23 protein-coding genes are annotated in these 19,057 nt (G+C 62.3%); 15 read left to right on the forward strand and 8 right to left on the reverse strand.

What is annotated here, in order from left to right; genetic code table 11:
* Positions 1–4: 4 nt before the first annotated feature.
* The 3 genes from PDR5_RS19685 to PDR5_RS19695 all read right to left on the reverse strand — a co-directional run bounded on the left by PDR5_RS19685 (position 5) and on the right by PDR5_RS19695 (position 2,363).
* Positions 5–1,171: an aminotransferase class V-fold PLP-dependent enzyme gene (locus PDR5_RS19685; protein ID WP_064598195.1), complete on the reverse strand. Its 1,167-nt coding sequence runs from the start codon at positions 1,169–1,171 to the stop codon at positions 5–7.
* A 206-nt stretch (positions 1,172–1,377) separates the two neighbouring features.
* Positions 1,378–1,992, reverse strand: coding sequence for a LysE family translocator (locus tag PDR5_RS19690; RefSeq protein WP_039770336.1), 615 nt, complete (start codon positions 1,990–1,992; stop codon positions 1,378–1,380).
* Positions 1,993–2,093: 101 nt separating this feature from the next.
* Positions 2,094–2,363, reverse strand: a complete 270-nt coding sequence (locus tag PDR5_RS19695) for a hypothetical protein (RefSeq protein ID WP_064598197.1) — start codon at positions 2,361–2,363, stop codon at positions 2,094–2,096.
* Positions 2,364–2,752: 389 nt separating this feature from the next.
* Between PDR5_RS19695 and msuE the strand changes: the two genes are divergently transcribed.
* From msuE to PDR5_RS19715, 4 genes are read left to right on the forward strand one after another with little or no spacing between them, the layout of a single operon-like run.
* Positions 2,753–3,316 carry an FMN reductase gene (gene msuE / locus PDR5_RS19700; protein ID WP_064600909.1) on the forward strand — a complete coding sequence of 188 codons (564 nt, stop codon included), beginning with the start codon at positions 2,753–2,755 and terminating at the stop codon, positions 3,314–3,316.
* Positions 3,317–3,326: 10 nt separating this feature from the next.
* Positions 3,327–4,472, forward strand: coding sequence for an FMNH2-dependent alkanesulfonate monooxygenase (gene ssuD / locus PDR5_RS19705; RefSeq protein ID WP_007955828.1), 1,146 nt, complete (start codon positions 3,327–3,329; stop codon positions 4,470–4,472).
* 10 nt (positions 4,473–4,482) lie between these two features.
* Entirely contained in the window at positions 4,483–5,670 is a 1,188-nt protein-coding gene (locus tag PDR5_RS19710; protein ID WP_007955826.1) for an acyl-CoA dehydrogenase family protein, read from the forward strand.
* Between the two features lie 24 nt (positions 5,671–5,694).
* Positions 5,695–6,798 carry a sigma-54 interaction domain-containing protein gene (locus PDR5_RS19715; RefSeq protein ID WP_064598199.1) on the forward strand — a complete coding sequence of 368 codons (1,104 nt, stop codon included), beginning with the start codon at positions 5,695–5,697 and terminating at the stop codon, positions 6,796–6,798.
* On the opposite strand, the gene PDR5_RS19720 is transcribed toward PDR5_RS19715, so the two are convergent.
* On the reverse strand, positions 6,795–7,160 hold the full coding sequence (locus PDR5_RS19720; RefSeq protein WP_064598201.1) for an antibiotic biosynthesis monooxygenase: 366 nt from the start codon (positions 7,158–7,160) through the stop codon (positions 6,795–6,797). The two genes, PDR5_RS19715 and PDR5_RS19720, sit on opposite strands and share 4 nt — an antisense overlap.
* Positions 7,161–7,250: 90 nt before the next feature.
* On the opposite strand from PDR5_RS19720, the gene soxR reads away from it, so the two are divergent.
* Positions 7,251–7,709, forward strand: a complete 459-nt coding sequence (gene soxR, locus PDR5_RS19725) for a redox-sensitive transcriptional activator SoxR (protein ID WP_007955822.1) — start codon at positions 7,251–7,253, stop codon at positions 7,707–7,709.
* A 36-nt stretch (positions 7,710–7,745) separates the two neighbouring features.
* Here the strand turns inward: soxR and PDR5_RS19730 are convergent, their stop codons facing one another.
* From PDR5_RS19730 to PDR5_RS19740, 3 genes are all read right to left on the reverse strand, one after another.
* A complete protein-coding gene (locus PDR5_RS19730; protein ID WP_064598203.1) occupies positions 7,746–8,516 on the reverse strand; it encodes a MetQ/NlpA family ABC transporter substrate-binding protein in 771 nt (256 codons plus the stop codon).
* Between the two features lie 73 nt (positions 8,517–8,589).
* On the reverse strand, positions 8,590–9,255 hold the full coding sequence (locus PDR5_RS19735; RefSeq protein WP_064598205.1) for a methionine ABC transporter permease: 666 nt from the start codon (positions 9,253–9,255) through the stop codon (positions 8,590–8,592).
* A gap of 2 nt (positions 9,256–9,257) precedes the next feature.
* Positions 9,258–10,472 (reverse strand): SfnB family sulfur acquisition oxidoreductase, encoded by a 1,215-nt coding sequence (locus tag PDR5_RS19740; RefSeq protein ID WP_064598207.1) that lies wholly within the window; start codon positions 10,470–10,472, stop codon positions 9,258–9,260.
* A gap of 282 nt (positions 10,473–10,754) precedes the next feature.
* On the opposite strand from PDR5_RS19740, the gene PDR5_RS19745 reads away from it, so the two are divergent.
* The 10 genes from PDR5_RS19745 (at position 10,755) to PDR5_RS19790 (ending at position 18,625) form a co-directional block, all read left to right on the forward strand.
* On the forward strand, positions 10,755–11,213 hold the full coding sequence (locus tag PDR5_RS19745; protein WP_064598209.1) for a VOC family protein: 459 nt from the start codon (positions 10,755–10,757) through the stop codon (positions 11,211–11,213).
* A gap of 141 nt (positions 11,214–11,354) precedes the next feature.
* The gene (locus PDR5_RS19750) at positions 11,355–12,230 is read left to right on the forward strand and encodes an alpha/beta fold hydrolase (RefSeq protein WP_064598211.1); all 876 of its coding nucleotides are present in this window, start codon (positions 11,355–11,357) and stop codon (positions 12,228–12,230) included.
* 251 nt (positions 12,231–12,481) lie between these two features.
* A complete protein-coding gene (locus PDR5_RS19755; RefSeq protein WP_064598213.1) occupies positions 12,482–13,681 on the forward strand; it encodes a PepSY-associated TM helix domain-containing protein in 1,200 nt (399 codons plus the stop codon).
* Entirely contained in the window at positions 13,678–14,220 is a 543-nt protein-coding gene (locus tag PDR5_RS19760) for a hypothetical protein (protein ID WP_064598215.1), read from the forward strand. Before PDR5_RS19755 ends, PDR5_RS19760 begins: the two co-directional genes overlap by 4 nt.
* A complete protein-coding gene (locus PDR5_RS19765) occupies positions 14,217–14,558 on the forward strand; it encodes a hypothetical protein (RefSeq protein ID WP_064598217.1) in 342 nt (113 codons plus the stop codon). The genes PDR5_RS19760 and PDR5_RS19765 overlap by 4 nt, the downstream gene beginning before the upstream one ends.
* Positions 14,555–15,121 carry a DUF6162 family protein gene (locus tag PDR5_RS19770; RefSeq protein WP_064598218.1) on the forward strand — a complete coding sequence of 189 codons (567 nt, stop codon included), beginning with the start codon at positions 14,555–14,557 and terminating at the stop codon, positions 15,119–15,121. The genes PDR5_RS19765 and PDR5_RS19770 overlap by 4 nt, the downstream gene beginning before the upstream one ends.
* Before the next feature lie 35 nt (positions 15,122–15,156).
* On the forward strand, positions 15,157–16,086 hold the full coding sequence (locus PDR5_RS19775; protein WP_064598220.1) for a metal ABC transporter substrate-binding protein: 930 nt from the start codon (positions 15,157–15,159) through the stop codon (positions 16,084–16,086).
* Entirely contained in the window at positions 16,083–16,826 is a 744-nt protein-coding gene (locus tag PDR5_RS19780) for a metal ABC transporter ATP-binding protein (RefSeq protein ID WP_064598222.1), read from the forward strand. The genes PDR5_RS19775 and PDR5_RS19780 overlap by 4 nt, the downstream gene beginning before the upstream one ends.
* Positions 16,826–17,725, forward strand: a complete 900-nt coding sequence (locus tag PDR5_RS19785; protein ID WP_064598224.1) for a metal ABC transporter permease — start codon at positions 16,826–16,828, stop codon at positions 17,723–17,725. Before PDR5_RS19780 ends, PDR5_RS19785 begins: the two co-directional genes overlap by 1 nt.
* Positions 17,726–18,625, forward strand: coding sequence for a metal ABC transporter substrate-binding protein (locus PDR5_RS19790; RefSeq protein WP_064598226.1), 900 nt, complete (start codon positions 17,726–17,728; stop codon positions 18,623–18,625).
* 183 nt (positions 18,626–18,808) lie between these two features.
* On the opposite strand, the gene PDR5_RS19795 is transcribed toward PDR5_RS19790, so the two are convergent.
* Positions 18,809–19,033, reverse strand: a complete 225-nt coding sequence (locus PDR5_RS19795; protein WP_007917715.1) for an MbtH family protein — start codon at positions 19,031–19,033, stop codon at positions 18,809–18,811.
* Positions 19,034–19,057: the final 24 nt, after the last annotated feature.

Consider the following 19,057-nt stretch of genomic DNA (forward strand, 5'->3'; position numbering starts at 1 on the left):
CTGGTTAAAGTCCTGTCGCCCAGAATGCCGGAGCACTGGCGCAGGCGGTCTTGATCAGTTCTACAGCCTTGTCGATGTCCTCGGCGGTGGTGAAACGGCCGAGGCTCAGGCGAATGGTACGGCCGGCCAGGTGCGCGTCATGCCCCAATGCCAGCAAGACGTGGGACGGCGCGTTGCTGGCGGAATTGCAGGCCGAAGTCGCGGAAAACGCGATCGAATGGCTCAGCGCCACCGGGTTGAACTCGCCTTCGCTGAAGGTCAGGCTCAAGGTATGCGGGATACGTTGGGTGCTGCTGCCGTTGAGGCGCACGCCCGGAAGGTTCAAGAGTTGTTCGAGCAGTCGCTCGCGCAACGCGACGATGGTTTTCTTCTCGTCATCAAAGGCCTCGGCGGCCAGGGCAAATGCCGAGCCCATGGCAGCAATCTGGTGAGTCGCCAGCGTACCGGAACGCAAGCCGCCCTCGTGCCCGCCACCGTGAATCTGCGCCTGCAAACGCTGTTGCGCACGCGGGCCGACGTACAGCGCACCGATGCCTTTGGGCCCGTAGAGTTTGTGCGCCGAAAACGACATCAGATCGACCGGCCATTGCGCCAGATCGATCACGACCTTGCCGGCGCCCTGGGCCGCATCGACGTGGAACAACGCCCCGCGCCCACGCACCACTTCGCCGATGGCCGGGATGTCGTTGACGGTACCGAGTTCGTTGTTGACCAGCATCAGCGACACCAGAAAGGTGTCTTCACGCATCGCTTCGCTGACCGCTTGCGCGGTGATCAGGCCTTCGGCGTCGGGCACCAGATAGGTCACGGCGACACCGGCATCCTGCAATTGCCGGGCGGTATCGAGGATGGCCTTGTGTTCGATCTGACTGGTGATGATGTGCCCGCCGGACATACCACGGGCCTGGGCCACGCCTTTCAGTGCAAGGTTGTTGGATTCGGTGGCGCCGGAGGTCCAGACGATCTGCTGCGCCTGGGCGCCGACCAGTTCGGCGACTTGCCGGCGAGCGTTCTCGACCGCTTGCCGGGCCTGCTGGCCGAAGGCGTGGGAACTGGAAGCCGGGTTGCCGAAATTACCGTTGAAACCCAGACACTCGATCATCACCTGGATGATCCGCTCGTCCACCGGGGTGGTGGCGGCGTAATCGAAATACAGCGGACGTGTGTTCATAAAAAGACTCGCAGAGCGTGTTCCGGGATCAGGAGGCTCGTGTCTGCAAACGGCACGACGCAGCCTTGTGAGCTGCGTCCGGGTTCGAGAGCGTCATCAATACCTGATCGGAGGCCGTTAAAGAAGAACAACTTCATTTAAAAGTGCGTAGGAACGCTCCTGAACGCGACTTTAACAGGCATCGGGCCGGCGGTTGTAGCGCTGCGTCAGCTAAAGCTTTCAAGGAGTAACGGATACAGCGAAATCACCAGCAGCGCTGCCATGCCCCAGTTGAACAGCCGCAACCAGCGGCGATCCTTGAGCACGTTGCGCAGCAAGGTCCCGCACGCCGCCCAGACGCCGACGCTCGGCAGGTTGATGATGGCGAACACCGCCGCAATCACGATCACGTTGGTGAAGTAGCCCTGCATCGGCGTGTAGGTGCTGATGGCACCAATGGCCATGATCCACGCCTTGGGGTTGACCCACTGGAAGGCTGCCGCGCCGAGATAGCTGATCGGTTTCGCCTCGCCCTGCTCGCTGTCGCCGACCGGGCCGGAGTGAGCGATTTTCCATGCCAGGTACAGCAAGTACGCCGCGCCGACATAACGCAGGATCGTATAAAGCAGCGGATAGGTCTGGAATACCGCGCCCAGGCCAAAACCCACCGCCACCACCAGCACGAAGAAGCCGCAGGTAATGCCAAGCATATGAGGGATGGTGCGGTTGAAACCGAAGTTCACGCCCGATGCCAGCAACATGGTGTTGTTCGGCCCCGGTGTGATCGAGGTGACAAGGGCAAACAGGGCGAAGCCCAGCAACAGGTCGAGCGAGAGGGTCATGGCAGGCAGTCCGTCAGGGTCATTCAGGTGTTGACCCTATCCCACGGCGCCGCGCAAACCCACGGACAGTTGGATAAAACTTCGAGCAGTACAGTTGCGGATCAGCTAGGACGACCGTGCAGCTGTACGGCCCGCTCGGCGCTCATCTCACCCTTGTTATCAAACCCGAAAGTCTTCTGTGGCTGGCCAAGCAGTTGGGCTTTCTTCGCGTGGTATTCCTCGAACGACAAGCCGCTGCGGTTCAAGTTTTCCAGCGCCAGTTCGCGGGTTTCTTCCGCCGTGTAAGGGCGCAGTTCCGGAGAAACGTGGCTCGCGCAACCAGCGAGAACGGAGACAGCGAGCATCAGGGAAACAGTCAGTAAACGATTCATGGGAGCGTCCTGGCGAGCAGTGTGGGTCGATGGAGAAAGGCTACGCCCGGGCACGCTTTGGCAGAAATCAACGCTCTCAATAGTGGCTATCAGAATTCGGGCAGGATTCGCCCTGTATATTCCTATAAGACCTATCAATATCAATTAACAGTCTTTTACGGAATAACAGTCAGCCTTTATAAATCCTTCATCGCGTTCGGCACTGTTGCTCCAGCAACTGTTTCCCAGGCAACAGCGGTTCAACAAACCCGCCTGAAAGTCACACAAACACAGCCGCCGACAACGCTCAAAGCCCCGGAATACGGGCCTTACAGGAATTGGTACAGCGCTTGCTCTGCTCCAGTGACTACTCACTGCTCGCCGAGCAACTGTTGAAAAAGGAACTGACCATGTCGCGTCCACTGAAAGTCGTCGCCCTGTCCGGCGGAACCTGGCGTCCGTCCCGCACCCTGGTGCTGACCCAGGCCCTGCTGGCCGAATTGTCCGGGCACTTGCCGATCGAGAGCCATTTGATCGAACTCGGTGACATCGCCCGCCCGCTTGGCGGCGCACTGTCCCGTCAAGAACTGCCGGCCGAGATCGAAGCCGAGCTGCAAGCCATCGAACAGGCTGACCTGCTGATCGTCGCCGCGCCGGTCTATCGCGGCTCCTATCCGGGACTGCTCAAGCATCTGTTCGACCTGATCGACCTGAATGCGCTGATCGACACACCAGTGCTGCTCGCCGCCACCGGTGGCAGCGAACGCCATGCGCTGGTCCTCGATCACCAGTTGCGCCCGCTATTCAGCTTCTTCCAGGCTGTGACCCTGCCGATCGGCGTGTACGCCACCGAAGCTGACTTCGCCGACTACCAGATCACCAGCGAACCGCTCAAGGCGCGCATCCGTCTGGCCGCCGAACGCGCCGCGCCGCTGTTTGGCACTCACATCAAACCGTTGCTGAAGATCGCTTGAGGAGCTGTTCATGGATGTTTTCTGGTTCCTGCCGACCCATGGCGACGGTCACTATCTGGGCACCACCCAAGGCGCGCGCCCGGTCACCCTCAATTACCTGAAACAGGTGGCGCAGGCCGCCGACAGCCTCGGTTACCACGGCGTGCTGATTCCCACCGGGCGTTCCTGCGAAGACTCGTGGGTGATCGCCTCGGCGCTGGTGCCACTGACCGAACGCCTGCGTTATCTGGTGGCGATCCGTCCGGGAATCATCTCGCCGACCGTCTCGGCGCGCATGGCCGCGACCCTGGATCGACTGTCCAACGGCCGCTTGCTGATCAACGTTGTGACTGGTGGCGACCCGGACGAAAACCGTGGCGACGGCAGCTTCCTCAGCCACAGCGAACGCTACGAAGTCACCGATGAATTCCTCAAGATCTGGCGCCGGGTGCTGCAAGGCGAAGCGGTGGATTTCGAAGGCAAACACCTGAAGGTGCAGAACGCCAAGGCGCTGTATCCGCCGGTGCAGAAACCCTATCCGCCGCTGTACTTCGGCGGGTCCTCCGATGCAGCTCACGATCTGGCCGCCGAGCAGGTCGACGTGTACCTGACCTGGGGCGAACCACCGGCCGCCGTCGCCGAAAAACTCGCCGACGTGCGTGAACGCGCCGCCCGCCACGGGCGCAAGGTGAAGTTCGGCATTCGCCTGCACGTGATCGTGCGCGAGACCGCCGAAGAGGCCTGGAAAGCCGCCGACAAACTGATCGAGCACATCAGCGACGAAACCATTGAAGCCGCGCAGAAATCCTTTTCCCGCTTCGACTCCGAAGGCCAGCGGCGCATGGCCGCTCTGCACGACGGACGCCGCGACAACCTGGAAATCGCCCCCAACCTGTGGGCCGGCGTCGGACTGGTGCGCGGCGGTGCCGGTACCGCATTGGTCGGCGATCCGCAGCAAGTGGCAGCGCGAATCAAGGAGTACGCAGACCTCGGCATCGAGAGTTTCATCTTCTCCGGCTACCCGCATCTCGAAGAGGCCTACCGCTTTGCCGAGCTGGTCTTCCCGTTGTTGCCCGAGCCATATGCAAGCCTGGCTGGACGCGGTGTCACCAATCTCACCGGGCCGTTCGGCGAAATGATCGCCAACGATGTACTGCCCGCCAAAGCCAACGCCTGAGGAAGACCGAGTGACTGCCAAACCGCAAAGCACCCTGCTCTCCCCGTTGCAGACCGCCCGCCAACTGGCCGCCGAATTTGCCCTGACCGCCGTCGAGCGCGACGAGCGTGGTGGCACGCCGAAAGCCGAACGCGACGCCCTGCGCGACAGCGGTCTGCTGGCCCTGAGCATTCCCACCCGTTACGGCGGCCTCGGCGCGCGCTGGAGCGAAACCCTGGAAGTCGTGCGCGAGTTCGCCAAGGTCGACAGCTCGATCGCCCACGTCTTCGGTTTTCATCATTTGATGTTGGCCACAGTGCGGCTGTTTTCCCGCCCGGAACAATGGCAGCCGTGGTTCGAACAGACCGCGCGGCAGAACTGGTTCTGGGGCAACGCGCTCAACCCGCTGGACACCCGCACCGTGGTCAAGGACCTCGGTGGCTGGCGCGAGTTTTCCGGCAAGAAGAGTTTCTGCTCCGGCGCCAGCGATTCACAGATGCTGATCGCCTCGGCGGTGGATGAAAGCAACGGCGGCAAACTGCTGATCGCAGCGATCCCGAGCGGGCGCAGCGGCATCACCCTGCACAACGACTGGAACAACATCGGCCAGCGCCAGACCGACAGCGGCAGCGCTACGTTCGAACGGGTGCGGGTCGAAGAGTCGGAACTGCTGCTGGATCCGGGCCCGCTGAGTACACCGTTCGCCTGTCTGCGCCCGTTGATCGCGCAACTGACGTTCACCCACATGTTTCTCGGCATTGCCGAAGGGGCCTTTGAAGAGGCGCGGCAATACACCCTCAGCGAAACCCGTGTCTGGCACAAATCCTCGGTGCGCGAGGTGCGTGAAGATCCTTATGTGCTGGCCCATTACGGCGAGTTCTGGGTCGCCCTCGAAGGCATTCGTCTGCTGGTGGAACGCGCCGCTGCGCTGCTCGACGAGGCCTGGGCCAAAGGCCCGAACCTCAGTGCCGAAGAACGCGGTCATCTGGCCACGGCAATTGCCACGGCCAAGGTCGCCGCCAGCCGACAAGGCCTGGAGATTTGCAGCCGATTGTTCGAAGTCACCGGCGCCCGCTCGACCCACGCATCGCTGCGCCTCGACCGACACTGGCGCAACCTGCGCACGCAAACCCTGCACGACCCGCTGGATTACAAGCTCCACGAGCTGGGCGACTGGGCGCTGAACCAGTCCCTGCCGGTGCCGACGTTCTATTCCTGATTTTCTTTCGTGGAGCGAGACCCCATGCAACTGCTGACCCTGCCGCCTTCACCCGCCCTGGCCACCTCAATCCGCGCCACCGCTCAGGTCTTCGAAGACCCGAAATCCCAGGCCCTGCTCGCGCATCTGCAACAGGTCGCACCGAGCGAAGCCAGCGTGCTGATCATCGGCGAAACCGGCACCGGTAAAGAGTTGGTAGCGCGGCACATCCACAACCTGAGCAACCGGCGCAACCGGCCGTTCATTGCAGTCAACTGCGGGGCGTTTTCCGAATCGCTGGTGGAAGCCGAACTGTTCGGCCACGAAAAAGGCGCCTTCACCGGCGCCCTCAGCGCCAAGGCCGGGTGGTTTGAAGAGGCGGATGGCGGCACCCTGTTCCTCGATGAAATCGGCGATCTGCCGATGGCGATCCAGGTCAAATTGCTGCGGGTGTTGCAGGAGCGTGAAGTGGTGCGCCTGGGTTCGCGCAAGAGCATTCCCATCGATGTGCGAGTGTTGGCAGCGACCAACGTGCAACTGGAGAAAGCCATCAACGCCGGGCATTTCCGCGAGGATCTGTATTACCGGCTGAACGTGGTCAATCTGGAGCTGAGCCCGTTGCGCGAGCGGCCCGGCGACATCCTGCCGCTGACCCGGCATTTCATCGAGGCCTACAGTCAGCGTCTGGGTTACGGGCGCGTCACCATCAGCCCCGGCGCCGAACACAAACTGCGCGGCTACAGTTGGCCGGGCAATATCCGCGAACTGGAAAACGTCATCCACCACACGCTGCTGATCTGCCGTAACGGCGTGATCGAGCGCGACGATCTACGTCTATCCAATCTGCGCATCGACCGTCCCGACGATCACCACGCGACCGCCGACGACTCACCGGAAGCGCTGCTGGAACGCGCCTTCCAGAAACTGTTCGAGCAACAGGCCGGCGCCCTGCATGAGAAGGTCGAGGACGCATTGCTGCGCGCGGCCTATCGCTTCTGCCATTACAACCAGGTGCACACCGCGTCCCTGTTAGGCCTGAGCCGTAATGTCACCCGCACGCGACTGATCAAAATCGGCGAACTGGCGGTGAACAAGCGGCGGCCCACGGAAAACCTGCAAGGCGAGCGCTTGATCCAGCTGTCGATCTAACCAACCAGTTGACAGTGCAAGCCGTCGTCATAGCTGCGGGCTATGCTGCTCAGCACCTGGAATGAACCGAAGGTCACGGTGCGCGCCTGATGGGTGCGGATCAGTTGCCAGAAATCCTGCTCGCCGGTTTCGAAACTCTGAAACGCCGCCTCCCCCGCCTCGCGGGACTGCCATTGCAGAAAGCTCAACACTCGCCGGCCATCGTCGCTGGCCTGGACGCTGGCGCTGACGAAGCCGGCGTAACGCTGGGCCAGACGTTCGGTCTGCACGGCCAGCGCCGAGACCAGCGCCGGTTGCTGGCCGGGTTCGATTTCAAATTCGATCAATTGGGTAAAGCTGCGGTTTTTCGCTGGTGCTTGCATGAGATCCCCACTCGGTCAGGCGAATCTTGCGATTCGAAGGCCTGCAGGGTAAAACCTCGAGTTAACTAGAGGTCAAGGGGCATTTTGCAAATGATCACTGCGGAAAATGTGCACAAGCAATTGACCGTCGGCGAAGTCGCGGCCCGCAGCGGTGTGGCCGTCACCGCCCTGCACTTTTATGAATCGAAAGGCTTGATCAAGAGCCAGCGCAATGCCGGCAACCAGCGGCGCTATCCACGGGAAGTACTGCGGCGGGTGGCGTTGATCAAAGTGGCGCAACGCCTGGGCATTCCACTGGCGGAAATCGGCGAGGCGTTGAAGCAGTTGCCGGACAATCGCGCGCCAACAGCGGCGGACTGGAAAGTGCTGTCGGAGCAGTGGCGGCGGGAGCTGGACGAGCGGATCAATCAGTTGATGCTGCTGCGTGACCGGCTGACCGGTTGCATCGGTTGCGGATGCCTGTCGATGGAAGCCTGCCCGCTGCGCAATCAGGGCGATGTGCTGGGCGAGCAAGGGCCGGGGGCGCATTTTCTCGACGTTCCCAAGTGAGGGCTCCCATGCCACGGGAGCCCTCGGATCTATCGATCAGAAACCCGGCGCAATCTGCCCTTTGTAGCGGGTCAGAATGAACTGACGCACTTCATCGGAATTCAACGCCTTGGCCAGTTTCTGCAGGCCCGGGTCATTGATGTTGTCGGGACGCGCGACCAGAAACTCGATGTACAGGCTCTTGCCCTTCTCGACGATCAGCGCGCTGTTGGTGTCGATCCCGGCTTCCAGCGCGTAGTTGGCGAACACGAATGCCAGATCCACCTGACTCACTGAACGAGCGAGCAATGCGCCCTCCAGTTCACGGATTTTCAGGTGTTTGGGGTTTTCGACGATATCGCGCTGGGTGGCCAGGGTGTTACTCGGATCCTTGAGTTTGATCAGCCCGGCCTCGTGCAACAGCACCAGCGCGCGACCGGTGTTCACCGGGTCATTGGGGATCGACACACTGGCGCCGTCCTTCAGCTCCGAAATGTTCTTGATCCTGGTCGAGTAGGCGCCGAACGGTTCGATGTGCACGCCGACCACCGGCACCAGATCGGTGTGGCGAGTCTTGTTGAAATCATCGAGAAACGGCCGGTACTGGTAGTAGTTGGCGTCGAGGTTTTTCAGCGCCAGTTGCTGGTTGGGCTGGATGAAGTCGGTGAAGACCTTGATGTCCAGATCCACGCCTTCCTTGGCCAGGGTCGGTTTGACGAACTCGAGGATTTCCGCGTGCGGCACCGGGGTGGCACCGACGATCAGTTTTTCGTTGGCATGGGCGCCGAACGACAGAACGGCAGCCAGAACGGCCAGGGTCTTTTTCATGCTGTGCTCCAAGGCAGATTTGAGTGGCCGTCGTGGGGTGAACGTGGGGCCTTTATGGGTTGAACTTGTTTTTTCAGCGTCGGCTGTAGTGCGCCACCAAGCGGTCGCCGGTCATTTGCAGGGCCTGCACCAGAATCAGCAGCAACACCACGGTGACCACCATCACGTCGGTCTGAAAGCGTTGATAGCCGTAGCGGATCGCCAGATCGCCGAGCCCGCCGCCACCGATCACGCCGGCCATCGCCGTGTAATCCACCAGCACGATGGCGGTGACCGTCACCGCCGCCAGCAACCCGCCGCGGGCTTCCGGCAACAGGGTGTGGCGGATGATCTGCCAGGTGTTGGCACCCATGGCCTGGGTCGCCTCGACCACGCCGCGATCGACTTCGCGCAGAGCGGTTTCCACCAGCCGCGCGAAGAACGGTGTGCAACCGACGACCAGCGGCGGAATGGTTCCGGGCACGCCCAGTGACGTGCCCACCAGCAACGTGGTCAGCGGAATCAGCACGATCAGCAAAATGATGAATGGCAGCGAACGCAGCATGTTCACGATCACCGACAGCACCCGATACACGCCGACCGTTTCATGCAACTGGCGCTTGCCGGTGAGAAACAGCAGCAACCCCAGCGGCAATCCCAGCAGCACCGTAAACAGTAGCGCCGCGCCGAGCATGCTGAGGGTGTCGAGACAGGCCTGGGCGATGTCGGCCCAGTAAATGTGTTTGAACCACTCGGCCATGGTCAGGACCAGTCGTGGCGCGGTGGTTTGACGCCGTTGAGCAGCCAGTTGCCGACCACGTGGTATTTCCAGCGCACCGGGTCATGCAGGGTGTGGACCCGGGCGTTGCGCCAGTGGCGGTCGAAGTTGTGCTTCTTCAGGGTCGAGCGGGTACCGCCGAGTTCGAACAGCTTGTTGCTGGCCTCGATGGCGATTTCGGTGGTCAGCACTTTAGCCTTGGCCACGGCCAGCGAGGCCAGCGCGACGTTGTCTTCATCAGGCGCCGGACGTGCGGCGTCGAGCGCCCAGCCGGCGCGTTCAAGCAAGGCTTCGGCGGCTTCCAGACGGATTTCCAGTGCGCCGATCTGAATGATGGTCAACGGATCTTCACTGGCCTTGTCCACACCTGCATCGATCCATGGCCGCGCAAACTGGCGGACGAATTCCACGGTATCGCGCAACGCTGCCCGGGCAATGCCGGCGTCGATGGCAGCGGTGGTCAACTGGGCGAAAGGCCCGGCCAGGGTCGGGCTCTCATAGGAACGGTACGTCGGAAACAGGTTGAAGGGCGCCACTTGCAGATTTTCCGCCAGCACCGTGCCGCTGGAAGTAGTGCGCTGACCGATGCTGTCCCAGTCGTCGACGATCACCAGCCCTTTCGTACCGCGCTCGACGAAGGCCAACTGGCCCTTCTGCTCTTCATCCAGCGCCAGCACCGCCAGCCAATGGGCGTAGAGCGAACCGGTGCAGTAGCCCTTGCGACCGTTGATCACGAAGCCGTCGCCATAACGGCGGAGGGTCGCCTGAATGTCCTGCACGTTCTTGCCGCCGGTTTCCGACAGCGCATTGGCGAAGCGATGACCTTGCAGCGCCAGCTCAAAGAAATGCGCTTGCTGGGCCGGGGTGCCTTGCAGGCGGATGTCTTCGAGCAGGCAGTAATGGTTTTGCGGAATCTGCCCGAGGGACGGATCGGCGGCGGAAATGATCGCGATCACCTGGGCCAGTACCGCAAAGGACACCTGCGCGCCGCCGTATTCCTTCGGCACGGTGATGCCCCACAGGCCACTGTTGGAAAACAGGTCGACGACCTCGGCGGGCACTTCGCGGTTGCGGTCACGCTCGGCGGCGTGTTCCTGCAAGACGGCGGCGACCTGCACAGCCACGCGCAAGGCTTCGGCGTCGTCGGCAATCCGGTGGGCGGCCGGCGGGTTGATCGGATAAACGGCAGATTCAGACATGGATGACTCTCGGTATCGGTGTTGTACCGGGTCATTGCAGCTTCTGTGCCTGACGCAAAGGCCTTGTTTTACGGGGGCTGCAGCGGAACTTCAGGGCGTCTGGCGATGAAAACCCGCGCACTCTGTTGCTTCGCTGTCGATGGCTGAACAGTGGGAGGCCTGCTCGTCGGCTACTCGGTCACGACGGCGGCACGGATCTATAGTTGAGCGACCGGCAATCCCGGCGAAGGCACACCTCAATCTCTAATAAAAACCAGGCAACAAATAACAGGGAGTACCGCCATGAGCGTCAAACCCATTCCCGAGGGGTATCACAGCATTACCCCGTACCTCGGCATTCACAAAGCTGCCGAAGCCATCGATTTCTATAAAAAGGCGTTCGGTGCCACCGAAGTCATGCGCCTGAGCATGCCCGACGGCGGCATCGGCCACGCCGAACTGCGCATCGGCGACAGCGCGATCATGCTCGGCTCGCCGTGCGATCAAGGGCCGTTGAGCAATCCGGACAACGCAGTGTCGGTCGGCCTGCATCTGTACGTGACCGATGTGGACAAATCCTTCCAACGCGCACTGGAGGCCGGCGCCACCTCGGTGTCCGAGGTCAAGGATCAGTTCTACGGCGACCGCAGCGGCACGTTGAAAGATCCGTACGGGCATCTGTGGTTCCTGGCCTCGCGCAAGGAGGACCTGACCCAGGCGCAGATCGAGCAGCGGGCGAAGGAAATGTTCCAGCAGAGCTAACTACGCCGAGTGTCCATTCCCGCGCGGCGCGCGGGGATGGGCGAACACGATTCATGAACCGTCGAATCACGCATCACGTCTTGTCATGAACGCCCGGCGATTTCAGGATGCAGGCCACTCGCCTGAATAAAGGATCACCCGATGTTTGCCGGATTCGTCAAAGACCAGCGCCACGTCAACGGTGTGGATATCGCCTACCGCTTCGGCGGCAGCGGGCCGGGCCTGCTGCTGTTGCACGGGCACCCGCAGACCCACGTCATCTGGCACAAGATCGCCGAGCAACTGGCGGAGCACTTCACGGTGATCGCCGCCGACCTGCGCGGTTATGGCGACAGCAGTCGCCCGCCGGCCGATGAGGCTCACCTCAATTACTCCAAGCGCGAGATGGCCCGCGACGGCGTGGAATTGATGAAGGCGTTGGGTTTCGAGCACTTCTCGATCCTTGCCCACGACCGTGGCGCGCGGGTTGCCCATCGCCTGGCGCTTGATCATCCCGAGGTTGTGCAGCGCATGGTCCTGCTCGACATCGCGCCAACGCTGGCGATGTACAGCCAGACCAATGAGGCCTTTGCCCGCGCCTATTGGCACTGGTTCTTCCTGATCCGCCCGGCGCCGTTGCCGGAAACTTTGATCGAAGCCGACCCCGAAGGTTATCTGCGCAGCGTCATGGGCAGTCGCAGCGCCGGGCTTGCACCCTTTACCGACGAGGCGTTCAGTGAGTACCGGCGTTGCCTGGAACGTCCCGGAAGTGCTCGCGGGATCTGCGAGGATTATCGCGCCAGTGCCAGCATCGATCTGGAACATGACCGCGCCGACATCACGGCTGGTCGTCACCTGACCCTGCCGTTGCTGGTGCTGTGGGGCGCCGAGGGCACCGTCGGTCGCTGCTTCAATCCGCTGAGGGAATGGCAACAGGTTGCTACCGACGTACGGGGCAAGGCCCTGCCGGCCGGGCATTACCTCGCCGAAGAAGTGCCCGAACTGGTGCTCGCCGAGGCGCTCGACTTTCTCCGCTGATTCCCCTCCTCGATCCGGCGGAATCTGCCGTCGGACCGCTTCGCCTCCCCCGCAGAAATTCGCCCACGCGGCATCAAGATGTAATCGCGAAACATTTACTTTCATATCGTTCATCGGGAATTGCTTCGGTCATCCGTCCTATAGAGATGCGGGCCGGTCGCGTAGGCAAAAGCCACGACCGGCCTTTCAGGGACTCCCGTGCTGCGAAGCCCGTAGTACCGCTCCCTCTCACTGAATCAAGACCCGTCATCATGTCGAAGAAATCCCGCTCGAAACTGTGGTTCCTGGTACACAGCTGGCTGGCATTGCCGATCTGGTTTTTCGTTCTGATCGTCTGCGTCACCGGCACCCTGGCAGTGGTCAGCCAGGAAATCGTCTGGCTGGCCAACCCGCAAATGCGCGCCAGCGCGCCGTCCGACGACGCACCATTGCTCAGCTACGACCAGATCCTCGCCGAAATCAAAAAAGCCGAACCGCAGACAGTGGTGCAAAGCATCAACCGTCCGGACGAGTCGCACTTTGCTCTCGACGTCGACGTCAGCTATCCCGACGGCCGCTCGCTGACCGTCTACGTCAACCCGTACACCGGCGTGATTCAGGGCACGGCACCGAGCTTCAACTTCAAGGCGTTCACCCGCGCACTGCATGGCTGGTGGCTGGTGCCGTTCACCAACGGCTTCAGCTGGGGCTGGTATCTGGTGTCGTTCCTCGGCCTGCCGATGCTGGCTTCGCTGGTGACCGGGCTGGTGGTGTACAAGCGCTTCTGGAAGGGTTTTTTCCGCCCGACCCTGCGCTTCAATCACGGCGCACGGATCTTCTGGGGCGACTTCCACCGCTTGAGCGGCATCTGGTCGATCTGGTTCATCGCGGTGATTTCGATCACCGGCACCTGGTTCCTGATTCAGGCGCTGCTGTTTGACAACCAGATTTCCATTTCCAGCGAGCCGATCGTCCCGGCCATGTCCCGCGAAGCCGTGCCACAGTCCAACGATGGTTCGCCACCGCCGCGTATCAGCCTCGACCGCGCCATCGAAATCGCCCAGACGAAAATCCCCGGCTTCGAAGCCAGCTTCATCAGCCTGCCGGGCAATGCCTACGCGCACCTGGATATCGGCGGTCGCGGCTGGTACCCGCTGATGTACCAGACCGCCACGCTCAACCCATACAGCGGTGAAGTGGCGGCTTCGCGGCTGTTGTCCGATCGCACGTCGCTGGAGTTCGTCACCGAATCCATGCGCCCGCTGCACACCGGTGACTTCGGCGGTCTGTGGATCAAGCTGATCTGGTTCTTCTTCGGCCTGCTGCTGAGCATGATGGTCCTCAGTGGCCTGCTGATCTGGACCAAGCGCACCGCGCTGGCCACCGCCAACGCCCTCAAGCGCGAGCACAAGAAACAGCGCGTGCAGGCACAACCGGCCCTGCGCCGTGAAACCTCGGAGGCCAATCTGTGAGCAAATCCACTACCGTGGCTCAGCCTTCACGGCTGAGCGTGATCTGGCACAAATGGCGCTTCCATATCAACGTGCTGTTGCTGCTGATCCCCTTGGGCTTCATGCCCAAATACTTCGCCGATGCCTCGCTGTTTCGCGGTGACAGCGGACTGGGTGAACGGGAGATCGGCGAAATCCAGGTCGGTCCCTGGAGCCTGCGACTGGCCGAACTGCGTAATCAGGCACCGATCCTGACCGGCCCCGCCGGCTACATGAAAGATTTCAGCGCCGCCCTCTGCGACGCCTGCGTCGACCACGTCAAGGCGACGTATCTGCGCATCGGCAAACCTCGCAGCCTGCGCGCGGCCGGGGTGATTTTCTTCGGCACGCCGTACCGCATGGGCACCCAGTTGCCGGTTCCGGAAAAGACCGCTGCCGACGCCGAACTGTGGATCACCATGGAAGGCTGGGACGGCAGCATGCACCAAGCCTCGATTCCGCTGAGCCAGGCCTCGCCTGCCACCCTCGCCTGGCTGAACAAACAAGGAGCCAAACCATGAGCCACGCCCAACGCCCCTTCCGCTTGCTCCTGAGCAATGCCTTGCTGGTGCTGACTGCCGGTTTCAGCGCCGGCGTCCTGGCCCATAACCCGATGTGCGAGTGCAAGGCCATCGATGCCGAGCAGATCAAATGCACCGGCGGTTTCTCGGACGGCAGCGGCGCGCCGGGGGTGACCCTCGATGTGATCGGCTACGACGAAACCATCCTCGTGCCGGGCAAGCTCGGCGCCGATTCGACCCTGACCTTCAAGAAACCCGGCGCCGAGTTCTACGTGCTGTTCGACGCCGGCCCCGGCCACGTGGTCGAAATTGACCAAGCGGATATCGAAGCCCCATGACCACGCCGACTACCCAGGTTGTCCGCCCGGCCGGTGCCGGGCACGAAACCCTCAATGTGCTGCTGATGTGCCTGCTGATCCTCGCGATTGCCGGCTCGGTAGTGACATGGCGCGGCGTTTCCCACGAACCGGAGCCGGTCTCCAGCCATCAACTGGATGCCCGTCGCGACCTTGGCGCCAGCGAGCAGGGCATCTATGCCGATCTGCGCGTGACCCTCGACGAGATCCGCCTGCTGCGTGAAGAACAGCAAACGCTGCCAAGCCCGCAGAACCTGGCCGATGAAGGTTTTGCACCGTTCGCCCAGGACGCCAGCTCGGTCAGTCGTGGCGGCCATGCCTGGCAGTTGCTGGCCGACCGCGCCTACTTCGGCCACAGTCAGGCACCGGCCGTGGCCGGTTCGTTTCTGATGCGCCTGAACGACGCCGCGCCGGACATCTGGCTCAACCGCGCCACCGACCTGCAAGCGCCGAAAGACCTGTCAGACGCAGCGCTGACCGCTGCCGGATGGAAACAGATCGTCGCGCAATTCGATGCCGGGGTGACCCGCGAACATCGTCATTGAACCCTCGCCTTCATTCGAGAGAAGACCGCTTGCCCATGCCTAGTTCATCTCAACGCCGTCCTTTCCTGCGCCTGCTGCTGATCGGTCTGTGCGCCTGCCTGCTGAGTCCGCTGGCCAGCGCCGATCAGGCCAAGCGCCTGCGCATCGGCATCACCCTGCATCCGTATTACAGCTATGTGGCGAACATCGTCGGCGACAAGGCCGAGGTCGTGCCGCTGATTCCCGCCGGCTTCAACCCGCATGCCTACGAGCCGCGCGCCGAAGACATCAAGCGCATCAGCGGGCTGGATGTGATCGTACTCAACGGCGTTGGCCATGACGACTTCGCCGACCGCATGATCGCCGCCAGCGAAACGCCGAACATCAAGACCATCGAAGCCAACGAAAACGTGCCGTTGCTGGCCGCCACCGGGGTTGCCGCGCGCGGTGCCGGCAAAGTGGTGAACCCGCACACCTTCCTGTCGATCAGCGCCTCGATTGCCCAGGTCAACAACATCGCCCGGGAGCTGGGCAAGCTCGACCCGGACAATGCCAAGACCTACACCCAGAACGCCCGCGCCTACGGCAAACGCCTGCGGCAGATGCGCGCCGACGCCCTGGCCAAGCTGACCCAGGCACCGAACGCCGAACTGCGAGTGGCCACAGTGCACGCCGCTTACGACTACCTGCTGCGCGAGTTCGGTCTGGAAGTCACGGCGGTGGTCGAGCCGGCCCACGGTATCGAGCCGAGCCCGAGCCAGTTGAAGAAAACCATCGACCAATTGCGTGAACTGGACGTGAAAGTGATCTTCTCCGAGATGGACTTCCCCTCCACCTACGTCGAAACCATCCAGCGTGAATCCGGCGTGAAACTTTACCCGCTGTCGCACATTTCCTACGGCGAATACACCGCCGACAAATACGAAAAGGAAATGACCGGCAACCTCAACACCGTGGTTCGAGCGATTCAGGAGTCCGGCGCATGACAGCTCAGGAAAACCTGTCGATAGCCAGCAGCGGCCCGACCCTGGATTTCGCTGACGTCAGCCTGACCCTCGGCCGCACGACGATTCTGGACAAGGTCACCTTCCAGGTGCAGCCCGGCAGCGTGCATGCGCTGGTGGGGCCCAACGGCGGCGGCAAGAGTTCGCTGATCAAGACCCTGCTCGGGCAGATGCCCCATCAGGGCCGGCTCAGTCTGCAATGGCCCGGCGAGCCCGGCACCATCGGCTACGTGCCGCAGGCGCTGGAGTTTGATCGCGGCCTGCCCATGACCGTCGACGACTTCATGGCCGCCATGTGTCAGCGGCGCCCGGCCTTCCTCGGCTTGAGCAAACGCTACGCCGGCGCCATCGGTGATGCGCTGGAGCGGGTCGGCATGCAGGACAAACGCAAACGCCGAATGGGTGCGCTGTCCGGTGGCGAACGCCAGCGGGTATTGCTTGCCCAGGGCCTGATTCCGGCGCCGCAATTGCTGGTGCTGGATGAGCCGATGTCGGCCCTCGACGAAGCTGGGATCCAGGTGTTCGAGCGTTTGCTGGGCGACTGGCGCGCGGCGGGCATCACCGTGCTGTGGATCGAGCACGACCTGGAAGCGGTCGGGCGTCTGGCCAATCGCGTCACCGGCCTTAACCGCCGGGTGCTGTTCGACGCCACGCCGCAACAGGCCCTGACCCCGGAACGTCTGCTGACCCTGTTTTCGACCCATCCACGGAGCGCTGCCTGATGAGTTACGAAGCCTTTCGTTTGACGGTGCAAGGCTGGGCCTCTTCCGGTTATCTCCCGGAAGCCCTGGCCTACGGGTTTGTGGTCAACGCGCTGCTTGCCGGTCTGCTGATCGGCCCGGTACTGGGTGGCCTCGGCACGCTGGTGGTGGTCAAGCGCTTCGCGTTTTTCTCCGAAGCGGTGGGCCACGCGGCGTTGACCGGCGTGGCCATCGGCATCCTGCTCGGCGAACCCTACACCGGGCCGTACGGCAGCCTGTTCGGTTACTGCCTGCTGTTTGGCATTCTGCTCAATTATCTCCGCAACCGTACCGGGCTGGCCCCGGACACATTGATCGGCGTGTTCCTGTCGGTGTCCCTCGCTTTGGGCGCCAGCCTGCTGCTGATTCTGGCGGGCAAGATCAACGTGCACATTCTGGAAAACGTGCTGTTCGGCTCGGTGCTGACGGTCAACGGTAACGACCTGCTGGTGCTGGCGATTGTCGGCTCGCTGGTCATGGCGCTGGCCCTGCCGCTGTACAACCGGATCATGCTCGCCAGCTTCAACCCGCAACTGGCGGCGGTGCGTGGCGTCGCGGTGAAAACCCTGGATTACCTGTTCGTGATTCTGGTGACGCTGATCACCGTTGCCGCCGTGAAAGTCATCGGCGCGATTCTGGTCGGTGCACTGCTGGTGATTCCGGCGGCGGCGGCCCGCTTGCTCAGCCAGTCGCTCAAGGGCTTTTTCTGGTGTTCAGTGCTGATTGCCACGGTCAGTACGCTGTGCGGGATTCTCGCGCCGATCGTGTTCGACCTGCCGATTCCGTCCGGTGCCGCGATCATCCTGGTCGCCGGTATCGCCTTCGCCCTCGCCGCGATTGCCCGGGGCGTCGTCCCCAGTCTGAAAGGGAACCTTGGATAAATGGCTTTTTCATTGCGACAACTGACCCTGGCCATCGCCCTCAGCGGCGCGGTTTCGAGCCCTCTGCTGGCGGCCGAAAAACCGCTGCGGGTGCTGGCCTCGTTGCCGATCACTTATGGTCTGGGCGAAGTCCTGCTCAAGGGCACCGACATCAGCCTCGAACGCGCAGCACCGGCCAACCTGCCAGGCAGCCGCCAGACCGCCTACTTCACCGGTCGCGGCGCCCCCGCGCTGAGCAAACTGGCCACGGGCGCCGATGCAGTGATCGGCGTGCGCTCGCTGTGGGCCGATGATCCGCTGTACCCGATCGCCCGCCGCAGCAACATCCGCATCGTCGAAGTCGATGCTGCCCGCCCGGTGGACGGCGCCCTGCCCGGCATTGCCGTGCAACCGGGGCTCAAGGTCGACGGCCTGAACAGCCAGCCGTGGCTGGCGAGCAACAACATGGGGCGCATGGCCGATGTGATGGCGGCGGATCTGGTGCGCCTGGCACCGAAGGACAAACCGAAGATCGAGGCCAATCTGGCGGCACTGAAACAGCGTCTGCTGAAACTCAGTGCCGACAGCGAAGCGCGTCTGGCCCGTGCCGACAACCTGAGCGTGATCAGCCTGAGCGATCACTTCGGTTATCTGATCGGCAGCCTCAATCTGGAGTTGATCGGACAGGATGCGCGACCGGATGCCGAATGGACGCCGGAGGATCTGAAAAAGCTGACCGCGACCCTGAAAGACCATGACGTGGCGGTGGTGCTGCACCATCGCCAGCCGTCGGACGCGGTAAAAGCGGCGATTGCCGAATCGGGCAGTCAACTGCTGGTGCTGAGCACCGATGCAGCGGATCCGGTGGCAGAGCTGGAAGGCAATGTGGATGTACTGCTCAAGGGCTTGAGCGGCGCCTGAGGTTCAGTGATCGTTCCCACGCTCTGCGTGGGAATGCCTCATTGGACGCTCCGCGTCCGCTTCGGAAGGGACGCGGAGCGTCCCGGGCTGCATTCCCACGCAGAGCGTGGGAACGATCGAATGCCGGACATGAAAAAACCCGCTGACTGATTCCAGTCCAGCGGGTTTCTTTTGGCTGATAACTTACTGGGCGGCTGCTTGCGCTTCCATCTTCTGGCGCAGGCTTAGCGGACGCATGTCGGTCCAGACTTCTTCGATGTAGGCCAGGCATTCCTTCTTCAGGCCGCTCTTGCCCACAGTGCGCCAACCTTCCGGCACGGCCTTGTAGTCCGGCCAGATCGAGTACTGCTCTTCGTGGTTGACCACGACTTGAAAGAGGATGTCCTCGCGGTCGAATACTGACGTCATGCTGTGTCTCCATCGCTGTAAGGG

The sequence above is a fragment of the Pseudomonas sp. DR 5-09 genome, assembly GCF_001655595.1.
GTDB lineage: Bacteria > Pseudomonadota > Gammaproteobacteria > Pseudomonadales > Pseudomonadaceae > Aquipseudomonas > Aquipseudomonas pharyngis.

Coding starts and splice junctions, on each gene's coding strand:
- PDR5_RS19720 (WP_064598201.1), bottom strand. CDS start 7,160: ATGCAAGCACCAGCGAAAAACCGCAGCTTTACCCAATTGATCGAATTT.
- PDR5_RS19785 (WP_064598224.1), top strand. CDS start 16,826: ATGAGTTACGAAGCCTTTCGTTTGACGGTGCAAGGCTGGGCCTCTTCC.
- ssuD (WP_007955828.1), top strand. CDS start 3,327: ATGGATGTTTTCTGGTTCCTGCCGACCCATGGCGACGGTCACTATCTG.
- PDR5_RS19690 (WP_039770336.1), bottom strand. CDS start 1,992: ATGACCCTCTCGCTCGACCTGTTGCTGGGCTTCGCCCTGTTTGCCCTT.
- PDR5_RS19750 (WP_064598211.1), top strand. CDS start 11,355: ATGTTTGCCGGATTCGTCAAAGACCAGCGCCACGTCAACGGTGTGGAT.
- PDR5_RS19695 (WP_064598197.1), bottom strand. CDS start 2,363: ATGAATCGTTTACTGACTGTTTCCCTGATGCTCGCTGTCTCCGTTCTC.
- soxR (WP_007955822.1), top strand. CDS start 7,251: ATGATCACTGCGGAAAATGTGCACAAGCAATTGACCGTCGGCGAAGTC.
- PDR5_RS19685 (WP_064598195.1), bottom strand. CDS start 1,171: ATGAACACACGTCCGCTGTATTTCGATTACGCCGCCACCACCCCGGTG.
- PDR5_RS19775 (WP_064598220.1), top strand. CDS start 15,157: ATGCCTAGTTCATCTCAACGCCGTCCTTTCCTGCGCCTGCTGCTGATC.
- msuE (WP_064600909.1), top strand. CDS start 2,753: ATGTCGCGTCCACTGAAAGTCGTCGCCCTGTCCGGCGGAACCTGGCGT.
- PDR5_RS19730 (WP_064598203.1), bottom strand. CDS start 8,516: ATGAAAAAGACCCTGGCCGTTCTGGCTGCCGTTCTGTCGTTCGGCGCC.
- PDR5_RS19795 (WP_007917715.1), bottom strand. CDS start 19,033: ATGACGTCAGTATTCGACCGCGAGGACATCCTCTTTCAAGTCGTGGTC.
- PDR5_RS19770 (WP_064598218.1), top strand. CDS start 14,555: ATGACCACGCCGACTACCCAGGTTGTCCGCCCGGCCGGTGCCGGGCAC.
- PDR5_RS19740 (WP_064598207.1), bottom strand. CDS start 10,472: ATGTCTGAATCTGCCGTTTATCCGATCAACCCGCCGGCCGCCCACCGG.
- PDR5_RS19735 (WP_064598205.1), bottom strand. CDS start 9,255: ATGGCCGAGTGGTTCAAACACATTTACTGGGCCGACATCGCCCAGGCC.
- PDR5_RS19755 (WP_064598213.1), top strand. CDS start 12,482: ATGTCGAAGAAATCCCGCTCGAAACTGTGGTTCCTGGTACACAGCTGG.
- PDR5_RS19715 (WP_064598199.1), top strand. CDS start 5,695: ATGCAACTGCTGACCCTGCCGCCTTCACCCGCCCTGGCCACCTCAATC.
- PDR5_RS19765 (WP_064598217.1), top strand. CDS start 14,217: ATGAGCCACGCCCAACGCCCCTTCCGCTTGCTCCTGAGCAATGCCTTG.
- PDR5_RS19780 (WP_064598222.1), top strand. CDS start 16,083: ATGACAGCTCAGGAAAACCTGTCGATAGCCAGCAGCGGCCCGACCCTG.
- PDR5_RS19790 (WP_064598226.1), top strand. CDS start 17,726: ATGGCTTTTTCATTGCGACAACTGACCCTGGCCATCGCCCTCAGCGGC.
- PDR5_RS19745 (WP_064598209.1), top strand. CDS start 10,755: ATGAGCGTCAAACCCATTCCCGAGGGGTATCACAGCATTACCCCGTAC.